This window comes from Streptomyces sp. NPDC002690 (genome assembly GCF_053592415.1).
This window is the reverse complement of record NZ_JBSFVR010000263.1, coordinates 1-10,662: the sequence shown is the minus strand read 5'-3', so window position 1 is coordinate 10,662 and position 10,662 is coordinate 1. Positions and strand designations below refer to the sequence as shown.

The 10,662-nt window shown below is 72.1% G+C and carries 13 protein-coding genes; 3 read left to right on the top strand and 10 right to left on the bottom strand.

The window, feature by feature from the left end; genetic code table 11:
• Nucleotides 1–111: 111 nt before the first annotated feature.
• The 6 genes from ACWD3D_RS26485 to sigE all read right to left on the bottom strand — a co-directional run bounded on the left by ACWD3D_RS26485 (nt 112) and on the right by sigE (nt 5,580).
• Nucleotides 112–777, bottom strand: coding sequence for a hypothetical protein (locus ACWD3D_RS26485; RefSeq protein WP_451463299.1), 666 nt, complete (start codon nt 775–777; stop codon nt 112–114).
• 124 nt (nt 778–901) lie between these two features.
• Nucleotides 902–1,393, bottom strand: a complete 492-nt coding sequence (locus ACWD3D_RS26480; protein ID WP_451463298.1) for a sec-independent translocase — start codon at nt 1,391–1,393, stop codon at nt 902–904.
• Between the two features lie 216 nt (nt 1,394–1,609).
• Nucleotides 1,610–1,879: a hypothetical protein gene (locus ACWD3D_RS26475; protein WP_451463297.1), complete on the bottom strand. Its 270-nt coding sequence runs from the start codon at nt 1,877–1,879 to the stop codon at nt 1,610–1,612.
• 68 nt (nt 1,880–1,947) lie between these two features.
• Nucleotides 1,948–3,603 (bottom strand): trypsin-like peptidase domain-containing protein, encoded by a 1,656-nt coding sequence (locus ACWD3D_RS26470; protein WP_451463296.1) that lies wholly within the window; start codon nt 3,601–3,603, stop codon nt 1,948–1,950.
• A gap of 166 nt (nt 3,604–3,769) precedes the next feature.
• Nucleotides 3,770–4,822: an anti-sigma factor family protein gene (locus tag ACWD3D_RS26465; RefSeq protein WP_451463295.1), complete on the bottom strand. Its 1,053-nt coding sequence runs from the start codon at nt 4,820–4,822 to the stop codon at nt 3,770–3,772.
• Nucleotides 4,819–5,580, bottom strand: a complete 762-nt coding sequence (gene sigE, locus ACWD3D_RS26460) for an RNA polymerase sigma factor SigE (RefSeq protein WP_451463294.1) — start codon at nt 5,578–5,580, stop codon at nt 4,819–4,821. The genes ACWD3D_RS26465 and sigE overlap by 4 nt, the downstream gene beginning before the upstream one ends.
• A gap of 181 nt (nt 5,581–5,761) precedes the next feature.
• Between sigE and ACWD3D_RS26455 the strand changes: the two genes are divergently transcribed.
• Nucleotides 5,762–6,427, top strand: coding sequence for an O-methyltransferase (locus ACWD3D_RS26455; protein ID WP_451463293.1), 666 nt, complete (start codon nt 5,762–5,764; stop codon nt 6,425–6,427).
• Between the two features lie 153 nt (nt 6,428–6,580).
• On the opposite strand, the gene ACWD3D_RS26450 is transcribed toward ACWD3D_RS26455, so the two are convergent.
• Nucleotides 6,581–6,748, bottom strand: a complete 168-nt coding sequence (locus ACWD3D_RS26450) for a DUF3117 domain-containing protein (protein ID WP_003966491.1) — start codon at nt 6,746–6,748, stop codon at nt 6,581–6,583.
• Nucleotides 6,749–7,062: 314 nt separating this feature from the next.
• Here ACWD3D_RS26450 and chcB point away from each other — a divergent pair, with 314 nt between their 5' ends.
• Nucleotides 7,063–7,875, top strand: a complete 813-nt coding sequence (gene chcB / locus ACWD3D_RS26445; protein ID WP_451463292.1) for a 2-cyclohexenylcarbonyl CoA isomerase — start codon at nt 7,063–7,065, stop codon at nt 7,873–7,875.
• 51 nt (nt 7,876–7,926) lie between these two features.
• Here chcB and ACWD3D_RS26440 read toward each other — a convergent pair whose 3' ends face one another.
• The 3 genes from ACWD3D_RS26440 to ACWD3D_RS26430 form a co-directional block, all read right to left on the bottom strand.
• Nucleotides 7,927–8,202, bottom strand: coding sequence for a hypothetical protein (locus ACWD3D_RS26440; RefSeq protein ID WP_451463291.1), 276 nt, complete (start codon nt 8,200–8,202; stop codon nt 7,927–7,929).
• A gap of 381 nt (nt 8,203–8,583) precedes the next feature.
• Entirely contained in the window at nt 8,584–9,171 is a 588-nt protein-coding gene (locus ACWD3D_RS26435) for a DNA-3-methyladenine glycosylase I (RefSeq protein WP_451463290.1), read from the bottom strand.
• The gene (locus ACWD3D_RS26430) at nt 9,168–9,542 is read right to left on the bottom strand and encodes a DivIVA domain-containing protein (RefSeq protein ID WP_451463289.1); all 375 of its coding nucleotides are present in this window, start codon (nt 9,540–9,542) and stop codon (nt 9,168–9,170) included. Before ACWD3D_RS26430 ends, ACWD3D_RS26435 begins: the two co-directional genes overlap by 4 nt.
• A 201-nt stretch (nt 9,543–9,743) precedes the next feature.
• On the opposite strand from ACWD3D_RS26430, the gene folP reads away from it, so the two are divergent.
• The gene (gene folP / locus ACWD3D_RS26425) at nt 9,744–10,616 is read left to right on the top strand and encodes a dihydropteroate synthase (protein ID WP_451463288.1); all 873 of its coding nucleotides are present in this window, start codon (nt 9,744–9,746) and stop codon (nt 10,614–10,616) included.
• The last annotated feature ends 46 nt before the right edge of the window (nt 10,617–10,662 follow it).

Genomic DNA, 10,662 nt, shown 5'->3' with positions numbered 1-10,662 from the left:
TGTTTTGTGGTTTTTTTCGTTGTGTTATACCAATATAGTGAGCCCCCGAGCCGGGCCCGGCCGCCCGCGCCCCCCCGCCCCGCCCGGCTCCTTCGTCGTGCCGCGTACCGCTCAGGCGTAGGCGGCGACGTCCTCGACGGCCGAGAAGCCGAGCCCGTACGCGCTCATCCCCCGCCCGTACGCACCGAGGTGCACGCCCTTCGCGGACCCGGCCAGCACCCAGCCGAACTCGGACTCCCGGTAGTGGAACTCGACCGGCACGCCGTCCACCGGAAGCGAGAGCGTCGACCAGGGCGCCCCGTCCAGCTCGTCGGCGAGTTCGAACGCGATCTCGGTCTGCTGGTCGAGCCAGTCGTCGCGCAGGCCGTGGTCGAGCTGCTGCGGCCAGGTGCAGGCGAGGAGTCCGGAGCCGGCCAGCCAGGCCGCCGTGGACACCGTGGTGGCCTCCAGCGTCCCGGTGCCGTCGCCGCTGCCGCGTACGGGGCTGCTGGCCACGGTCACCACGACGGCGAACCGCTCCTTCTCGGGGCCCGCGTCGGGGCGCGCCAGCGGCTCGTCGCCGTGGCCGATCGCGCCGTGCTGGACCGTACCGTCCGCTGCGCGGCCGACCTGGGTCAGCCGGCGCGGTCCGGTGTACGCCCCGTCCAGCGCGTACCAGGGGAAGGACGCCTGCAGATAGCCTTCGACGACCGCTGGCCGGGCCGAGGGCACCCCCTCCGCCGCCGCGGTGTCCGTGCTGGGCGTGCCATCCGTGTCAACCCGACTCGTGGTCTCCATCTGCCCGGCCGCCTCCTCGATCTCTCAGATCCGGAGCGGCCCGCCCCCCGCGGGCTCGGGCATCCTCGCAACCGGACAGATGGAGAATAGCCATACCGTCCGGACGAGTCGGGAAGGACGGGCCTCAGGTGGCGTCGGCGTCGAACGGCGGACGGTCGTCCGCGGCGGCCGGAGCGACCTTCTTCAGGGGGTCGGCGGCGCTCTTCACCAGCGGGTCGGCAGCCGAGGACTTCGTCAGCGCGCCGACGTCGGAAGCGGTCGACGACGCCACGGCGGTCACGCTCTCACGGCCGTGCTGCACGGCGTCCGTCAGGTCGGTGATCTCCTTGCGGAGGTCGAAGCTCTCGCGGATCTCCTTGAGCCCGAGATCGTCGTCGCCGTCCATGAGCTGCTTGCGGATGAAGGTCTTCGGGTTCAGGTCCTCGAACTCGAAGTCCTTGAACTGCGGGCCCAGCTCGGAGCGGATGTCCTGCTTGGCACTGTCCGAGAACTCGCGGATCTTGCGGATCGTGCGCGTGACGTCCTGGATGAGCTTCGGCAGCTTGTCGGGACCGAAGACCAGGACGGCGAGAATCCCGAGAGTCAGCAGCTCAAGTGCGCCTATGTCATTGAACACTTTGCCGCTCCTCGTGTGCTCCGCGTGTTCGTCGCGTGGTCTCCCACCGGCAGGGCCGAAAAGTCCGGCCGTGCAAACCGTACCTGGCCGAACTGTACGGACGGTAGCTCCGGACGACTTCCAGGGGCTCCCGCCCGGATCGCACCGGCCGCCCGAGCGGCCCGGAAAGCCGTTCCCCCGGGCGCCCCGGCGGCGGGCGTCTTCCGCCGCGACACCTCAGCATCCGTCGACGGTGTGGGCGAAGACCGCGCCCAGCGCCCCGTAGAGACTGCACCGCACGGTGTGGGTCCTCCTGCGGCGGCGCCAGAACCGCACGGCGAACGACACCGCGAAGAACCCGCCGAAGCCCGCCGCCACCAACGGGGCCCGGACAGACACGGCACCGATGATCGCGGCCCAGAACAGGAGCGGCAGCAGGGAACCCCGCAGCACCGACCGGAGGGTGACCTGCCGCGAGACCGGGGGCAGCGCGCGTTCGTTCCACACCGATATGTGGTTCCTCGTCACGCAGTGCCCGGGTCTCATGATCGGACATCCCATCACGGCGTCGCGGATCAGGTGCCTGTCGCGGACCCCAGCGTCAGAGTCATGGACAGCTCTTTACCCCCGCGCGTCAGCCGCAGGCCGAGCCGGTCGCCCGGCCGGTGGGCGCGGATCTTCACGATGAGCTCCTCGCCGCTGTGGACGCGTACGCCGTCCACCGCCGTGATGACGTCCCCGGGCCGCACACCGGCCCGGTCTCCCGGGCCGCCCTCGGTGACGGCGGCGGAACCGTCCGCTCCCCGGGTGTTCACCTTCGCCCCGTCGCCCGTGTACTCCATGTCCAGGGTGACGCCGATGACCGGGTGGGTGGCCTTGCCGGTGTTGATGAGTTCCTCGGCGACGCGCTTGCCCTGGTTGATCGGTATGGCGAACCCGAGGCCGATCGACCCCGCCTGGGCACCGGCCCCGGTGGCTCCGGTGTCGGCCGCGCGGATGGCGCTGTTGATGCCGATCACCTGCGCCCGGGCGTCGAGGAGCGGGCCGCCGGAGTTGCCGGGGTTGATCGGCGCGTCGGTCTGGAGCGCGTCGACGTAGCTGACGTCGGTGGCGCCCGCCTCCTCGCCGCCGGCGGTGATCGGGCGCTGCTTGGCGCTGATGATCCCCGAAGTGACGGTGTTCGACAGGTCGTACGGGGCGCCGATGGCGACGACCGGGTCGCCGACGGCGACGTTGTCGGAGTTGCCGAGCGTCAGCGGGCTCAGCCCGGACACCCCGCTGACCTTGACCACGGCGAGGTCGTACCCGCTGTCCGTGCCGACCACCTCGGCCCGCGCGTTCTCACCGCCGCTGAACGTCACGGTGATGTCGCCGGACGAACCGGCGGGCGCGACGACGTGGTTGTTGGTGAGGATGTGGCCCTGGTCGTCGAGGACGAAGCCGGTTCCGGTGCCGGACTCCTCGTCGCCGCTGACGTGCAGCGTGACCACGCCCGGCAGGGCGCTCGCGGCGATCCCGGCCACGCTGTCCGGCGCGCGGCCGGCGGGCGCGGCGGCGGCCTGCGGGAGGTGCACGGTGGTGAGGCCGCCGTTCCGTTCGACGTACGCGCCGACCCCGCCGCCGATGCCTCCCGCGACCACCGCGAGGAGTACGGCCCCGACGAGGAGCGACCCGCGCCGGCCGCCCTTGCGGCCCGCCGCCGGGATGACTCCGGAGTGCTGCGGGGCGGTCCGGATCAGCGGTTGCTGCGCGGAATCCCACGGGTCGTACCGGAGCCAGGGCGCGCCGGGCGCGGGGACCTGCCCCGGTGCGGTCTGCTGCCCGGCGGCCTGCGACCCGTGGGGTGCGGCCGGGTGCGGTGCACCGGGTGCCGCCCCGTACGCCGGGGGTACGGCGGTGCCGTGCGCGGGGGTCGCGGCCGGGTGCTGGACCGGCGGCGCGGGCGCCCAGGGGCCGGGGCCGCCGTAGGGCGGGGTGCTGTACTCGTCGGGTTCGTGCAGGGGGCGCGCGGCGCCGTGGGTACGGGGCCCGGGCACCTCCGGTACGGCGGTCGCGGGCCCGTCCGTGACCGCCGGCAAGGGCTCCGGCGCGGGTACGGGCGCGATCGGCGCGGGCTGTTCAGGGGCGGCCGGCGGGAGGGGCGGGGGTGAGCCCACGGTGTCGGCGGCGGGTCCCGTCTCGGGACGGCTCCACCACTTCGGCTTCGGTCCGGTGGGCTTTCCCTGGTCCATACTCTCCCCGCACATGGCCTCCGCACGCCCTCCCCGGAGCGCTCCGAGCGGAATTCAACCAGGTTTTGGGCGGGTTGGACGGAGCCGGCGGGGAGGCGGCCCGTGCGGGCCGCCCGGGCGGAGCGGGGAGGTGCCGTTCCCACGCCGGACGACCGGCGTGGGGTGGTCAGCGCAGCGCCTGGTGCGGCGACGGCAGCGCCGAGAGCGGCGTGGTGGAGGCGGACGGGGACGGGGCGGCGGGTGTGGCGGACGCGGTGGTCCCCGGCTGCGCCGCCGCGGCGGGGAACAGCGGCGCGAGGAGCGGAGACGCCGTGCTGGGGCATATCAGGGAGGCCAGCGAGACCTTCCTCGTCGGCTGCGTGTACTCCTGCCCGGTCCCGAAGAGGGTCTCGGTGCCGGTACCGGTACCGGACAGGGACTGCGTACCCGGCAGGGACTGAGCGCCCGACAGGGGCCGGGTGCCGGTGGTGGCGAGCCCCGCGGGGGCGGAGGACGCCGTGTAGGTGGGCGTGCTGCCGGAACGGTCCTCCACGGAGAGCGCGCCGCCCTGGGAGCTTCCGCGGCTGGCCGCGGCGATTCCGCTCGCCGCGCGTGCGTCGGCGTCGAGCGGGGTCGTGGTGGACCCGGCGCCCTCGGCACGCAGGGAGACGTCGAAGGCGTCGCCCACCGGGACGGCACCGCCCAGCGCGATGGCCGCCAACGAGACGGCGCTGGCGGCGGCGAACGCGAACCGCCGGCTGCGCCACGGGGAGCGGTCGGCCTCGCGGGCCACCTCGTGTATGCGGAAGGCGGAGCCGCCCGGGCCTCCGGGCAGGACGGCGCCCGGCCCGTGCGCGGTGGGGAGGTATCCGAAGCCGTCCAGCGGCGAGGGGACCTTCTCCGTCCGGCGGCCGGGGGGACGGCCCGTCGGGAGGCGGAAGTCGTCCACCGGCCGGCCGTCGGGGCCGAAGGGCCCACGCCCGAAGCCGTCCTCGGTGCCGGTACCGCCGGGGAGCCCCTGGAGCCGGGCGAGGAAGCCCTCGGTGGGTGAGGGGGGAGCCGTCTGCGCGAACACGGACTTGACCCGCCGTTGGGCATCCGCTTCCGCCTTGCAGCGGGCGCAGGTGGCGAGGTGGGCCAGGACGCGTTCGCGGGCGTCGTGTTTGAGCTCGCCGTCGACCAGGGCGGCGAGCCGGTCCCCCAGGTGCTGCTCGGCAGGGGTGGGGCCTGTGGGTGTCACGTCGTTCCGCCCTCCCCCGCGAGGACGGCGCCCGCCAGGGAGCGCTGTTCGGCGCGGGCTTCGGGAGACCGGTGCTTGAGCGCCTTGCGCAGATGCGAACGGCCTCGGTGGATGCGGCTCCGCACGGTGCCCAGCTTGACTCCGAGGGTCGCCGCGATCTCCTCGTAGCTCAGACCCTCGATGTCGCAGAGCACTACGGCGGCACGGAATTCGGGTGCGAGGGTGTCCAGCGCCTGCTGCACGTCCGCGTCGAAGTGGGTGTCGTTGAACGCCTGCTGCGGCGACGGCTCACGGCTGGGCAGCCGCTCGGCGGCGTCGTCCCCGAGGGAGTCGAAGCGGATGCGCTGCTTGCGGCGGACCATGTCGAGGAAGAGATTGGTGGTGATGCGGTGCAGCCACCCCTCGAAGGTGCCGGGGGTGTACGTCGACAGCGACCGGAAGACGCGGACGAACACCTCTTGGGTGAGGTCCTCCGCGTCGTGCTGGTTGCCCGTCAGCCGGTACGCGAGTCGGTACACGCGACCGCTGTGGGTGCTGACGATCTCTTCCCATGAGGGCGGGGTCCACGCCGGGGATTCCGTGTCGGAGGCGAAGGTCGCGGTCGTTGCGGAATCGTTGGAAGAACGGTCAGCTTTGTTGGTCACGGATTTCGGCTCACCCGCCGACCTGAGAAAGCGCCGCAGCGCTCCTCCCCGATCCCCAGGCGCAGCCGCACCTCCCCTGTCGGCTCTGGTGGTGTCCAGTGGAGCCCCTACCATAGCCACCTCGCCCGTTAGCTCCGTATAAGCCTTTTTCGGAGGGGTCGGGACCATGCCCGGGGCCTGCTTGCGCTTGTCCGGTGGGCCCGATCCGCGGGCCCCCTTTCGGGCGCTTTCCCCTCTCCCTCCCCAACGTCCGGTCCCATCTGCGGGTTCCCCTGCGCAGCGGATACAGTCACCGTTGCGCCAACTACGGGGACAGGAGAGGGTCATTACCGCCAACCGGCAGACGAGCTGGGCGTTCGCCGACGCCTTTGTCCCCGAGGACGAGGCTCTGTACCTGGCCCGCGAGCGGTCCAGGTCGTTCGGGATTCGCTCGGTCTCCCCCGGCACGGGCGCCGCGCTGCGGCTGCTCGCCGCCGCGGCGGACGCCAAAGCGGTGGCGGAAATCGGCACGGGCACCGGCGTGTCCGGCATCTACCTGTTGAACGGGATGCGCCCCGACGGGGTGCTGACCACGGTCGATCCCGAGCCGGAACGGCAGCAGTTCGCCCGCGAGGCGTTCCGCTCGGCGGGCTACGCCGCCAACAAGGCCCGTTTCATCCCCGGACGCGCGCTGGACGTCCTGCCGCGCCTCGCGGACGGCGGGTACGACCTGGTCTTCTGCGACGGCGACCGGCTGGAAAGCCTGGAGTACCTGGCCGAATCGTTGCGTCTGCTCCGCCGGGGCGGGGTCGTCTGCTTCGAGGGGGTCTTCGCGGACGGCCGTACGGTCGACGCGGCGGCCCAGCCCGCCGAGGTCCAGCGGATCAGAGAGCTGCTGCGGGCGGTACGGGAGAGCCAGGAGCTGATGTCCACGCTGCTGCCGGTCGGCGACGGGCTGCTCTGCGCGGTCCGGCGCGGCTGACCGCACCGGGACGCGTCCGGCGCCCGGCCCGGTACCGCGAGCCCCCGGCCGCCCGGCCCGCCCCCGTAAGCCCCTGCCCCTGCCCCGGACACGCTTCTGCCCCGGCACGGAAATCCGTGCCGGGGCAGAAGTGAAGTGTGGGCGCGCAGAAGGTCAGCCGACAACCTTCTTGAGCGCGTCGCCGAGCGCGTCTGCCTCGTCCGGCGTCAGCTCGACAACGAGCCGACCGCCGCCTTCGAGCGGAACTCGCATGACGATGCCCCGCCCCTCCTTTGTCACCTCGAGCGGGCCGTCGCCCGTCCGCGGCTTCATGGCCGCCATGCTCGTTCCCCTTCCTGAAACCAGCTCAATCGCAACCGGCGGCCCCATGACAGGCGCTGCCTCACCGGCATCGAACACATTGCTTCCAGGTCATTATCCCGCATGCGACACCCCGATGACCAACATCGATCGGCATCGCTTGCACAACGCACACCACCAAAACCACCCAATTCGGCGATCCGACTGCGATACTTCGCCCCCTCGCGGCCCGAGGTGAGAGCCAATCGTTAGACGCAGGTCACATGTCGGCCCGGCGGGGCGTCGGCCATGCTTGCCTGGCGAGCACCGAACCTGGACAGCGAGGGGACACCACCATGGCCGACGAACTGGCGAGCACCGTGCTCTACGAGGTGAGCGACGGACTGGCGACGATCACCCTCAACCGGCCCGACGCGATGAACGCCATGAACACCGCGGCCAAGGTCGCCCTGCGGGACGCGCTGCGCGCCGCCGCCGGCGATTCCTCGGTACGCGCCGTACTGCTCACGGCCACCGGGCGCGCCTTCTGCGTCGGCCAGGACCTGAAGGAGCACATCGCCTCGCTCGTCACCACGCAGGAGACCGGCGGCGGCAATGCGCTGAGCACGGTGAGCGAGCACTACAACCCGATCGTGCTGGCCATCACGGAGATGGAGAAGCCGGTCGTGGCGGGGGTGAACGGGGTCGCCGCCGGGGCCGGATTCGGCTTCGCGCTCGCCGCCGACTACCGGGTGGTGGCCGACACCGCCTCCTTCAACACCTCGTTCGCGGGGGTCGCGCTGACCGCGGACTCCGGGATGTCCTGGACGCTGCCCCGGCTGATCGGGCCGAGCCGGGCCGCGGACCTGCTGCTCTTCCCGCGCTCGATCACCGCGGCCCAGGCCTACGAACTGGGTCTGGTCAACCGGGTCGTCCCGGCGGCCGACCTCGCCGCCGAGGCCGCGTCCGTGGCGCGCGCGCTGGCGGACGGGCCGACCGTGGCCTACGCGGCGCTCAAGGCGTCCCTGGCGTACGGCGCGGGGCACACCCTGGCCGAGACGCTGGAGAAGGAGGACGAACTCCAGACGAAGGCGGGCGCCTCGCAGGACCACACCATCGCGGTGAAGGCGTTCCTCGCCAAGGAGAAGCCGCGCTACCTCGGGAAGTGATCCCTCGGGACGTGGCTTCTCGGGAAGTGGCCTCTCGGCGTCTCTTTCGGATCATGGTCGGGCGGCATCCCACTCTGCTTGCAGCCGGCTGAGTTGCACCCCGCTGAGCGGCGGCTCAAAACCTGCGGGGAACATGAGCGTGAGTGGCTGTGGCCACATGCTTTCAAGCCCGTGCTCCGCACAGTGCAGAGCGATGAGATGCGGCCCCTCCCCGCAAGCCTCGCGCTGGTAGAAGCGGTCATGCGCCTGGCAGAAGTAGGAGAACACCTCGCAGTCGTCCTCGTCCGTCGGCTCGTGGAAGCCGGGGTCCCGGACGATCAGTGTCACCGGTTCCTGACGGTTGAACCGGGGAATGGGCCGAGGATCGCACCACAGCAGTCGAGGAGGAAGCACACGATCATTCTGTGCCGAGGGCGGCTTCGAGTCGACGCGCGGACCAGATGAAGATGCCCGCGAGGTGGAGTGCCGCCTGGTGGCCGGTGGCGGTCTTGTCGTATCGGCCTTGAGAACGGACAAGCTTGAGAACGGACAAGCTCGCCATCGCTTGCCAGGCCGCACTCCACCTCGCCGCCATCCTCATACGGACAGCCGCCTGACTGCCGAAGCGGCTTCCCCGTGAAGATGGCCGCGTGGAAGGCCTGCCGAAATTCCTTGCCGCACGCATCAGTGACGCCAGACCTCACCACACGGGGCCGTCCCCGACGGATGTCAGCCGGTGGCACCCCGCGCCACGCAGTCCGCGAGGTGGTCGTCCACCAGGCCGCACGCCTGCATCAGGGCGTGCGCGGTGGTCGGGCCGACGAAACGCACGGACCGCTTCTTCAGCGCCTTGGCGAGCGCCGTCGATTCCGGGGTGACCGCCGCGACGTCCCCGAGCGTCTTGGGGGCGGGCCGGGTGTCCGGGTCGGGGGCGTGCGACCAGATCAGCTCGTCCAGTTCGCCGGGGGCCCACCCGGCGAGCACCCGGGCGTTGGCGAGGGTGGCGTCGATCTTGGCGCGGTTGCGGATGATGCCGGCGTCGGCGAGGAGCCGCTCCTTGTCGGCGTCGGTGAACCGGGCGACCTCGGCGATCCGGAATCCGGCGAAGGCGGTGCGGAAGCCCTCCCGGCGGCGCAGGATCGTCAGCCAGGAGAGGCCGGACTGGAACGCTTCCAGGCAGAGGCGTTCGAAGAGGGCGTCGTCGCCGTGGACAGGCCGCCCCCACTCGGTGTCGTGGTAGGCGAGGTAGTCGTCGGTGCTGAGGCCCCAGGGGCAGCGCAGCGCCCCGTCCGGACCTGGCTGGGCTCCGTCGCTCATCGCGCCCCTCCCTCGTCGCCGCCCGGCTCCTGGCCGAAGGAGCGCTTGCGGAAGTCGGCTCCGGGTGCGCCCTGGGAGAGGGCCCCGGAGAGCGCCGACTCCAGGTCGGCGATCCGGGCGTCGCGCTCGGCGAGTTCGGCCGCGACCCGGTCGAGCGCCTCGTCCACGTCGGCCATGCGGTAGCCGCGTACGGCCATCGGCAGCCGGAGCTTCTCGATGTCGGCGGTCACCAGGGGGCGGGTCACCGGCAACGGGTCCGTGAGGCACTCGGGCGGAGTGTCCAGGAGCACCCCGCGGTCACCTCCGCCGACCACGGCAAGGGTGACCGCCCCGACGACCACGACCATCGCGAGCAGCAGGAACAAGAACACGTGCGCCTCCCCAGAGGGCGGGAATCAGTCCGGGTCCGATCGTGTCATGCGGGACTGGCGGTTAGGGTTCTTGGTTCGGATCGTGCCGGATCCGCACAGGTACTCACAGGCCCGGTCCCGAGTTCGCGTCCGCACGGCCCGTGGCCGTCCGGCATGATCCGGACGAGACCCCCAGGGGCGATCTACGAGGAGGAACACGGGATGCGAAGCGGTCCACTCAGGCTGGGGCGGCGGGAATTCGGTCCGCACGAACCGGTGATCATGGCAATCGTGAACCGGACCCCCGACTCCTTCTACGACCAGGGCGCCACGTTCCTCGACGAGCCGGCGCTCACCCGGGTCGAGCAGGCGGTCGCGGAGGGTGCGGCGATCATCGACATCGGCGGCGTCAAGGCGGGACCGGGTGAGGAGGTCTCCGCCGAGGAGGAGGCCCGGCGCACGGTCGGCTTCGTCGCGGAAGTCCGCCGCCGTCACCCGGACGTGGTGATCAGCGTGGACACCTGGCGGCACGACGTGGGCGAGGCGGTGTGCGAGGCCGGTGCCGACGTGCTGAACGACGCCTGGGGCGGGGTGGACCCGAAGCTGGCGGAGGTCGCCGCCCGCTACGGCGCGGGGCTGGTCTGCACCCACGCGGGCGGCGCCGAGCCGCGTACCCGCCCGCACCGGGTGGAGTACGAGGACGTGATGGCGGACATCCTGCGGGTCACCCTGGGGCTGGCCGACCGGGCGGTGGAACTCGGGGTGCGCCGGGACGGGATCATGATCGATCCCGGTCACGACTTCGGGAAGAACACCCGGCACTCGCTGGAGGCCACCCGGCGCCTCGACGAGATGACGGCGACCGGCTGGCCGGTGCTCGTCTCGCTCTCCAACAAGGACTTCGTCGGCGAGACCCTGGACCGTCCGGTGAAGGAGCGGGTGATCGGGACGCTGGCGACCACGGCCGTGTCGGCGTGGCTGGGGGCCCAGGTGTACCGGGTGCACGAGGTGGCGGAGACCCGGCAGGTGCTGGACATGGTCGCGTCGATCGCCGGTCACCGGCCGCCCGCGGTGGCGCGGCGCGGGCTGGCCTGACGCGCCGGGCCGCCCGGGGAGCCCCGCCGGCTCCCCGGGCGCCCCG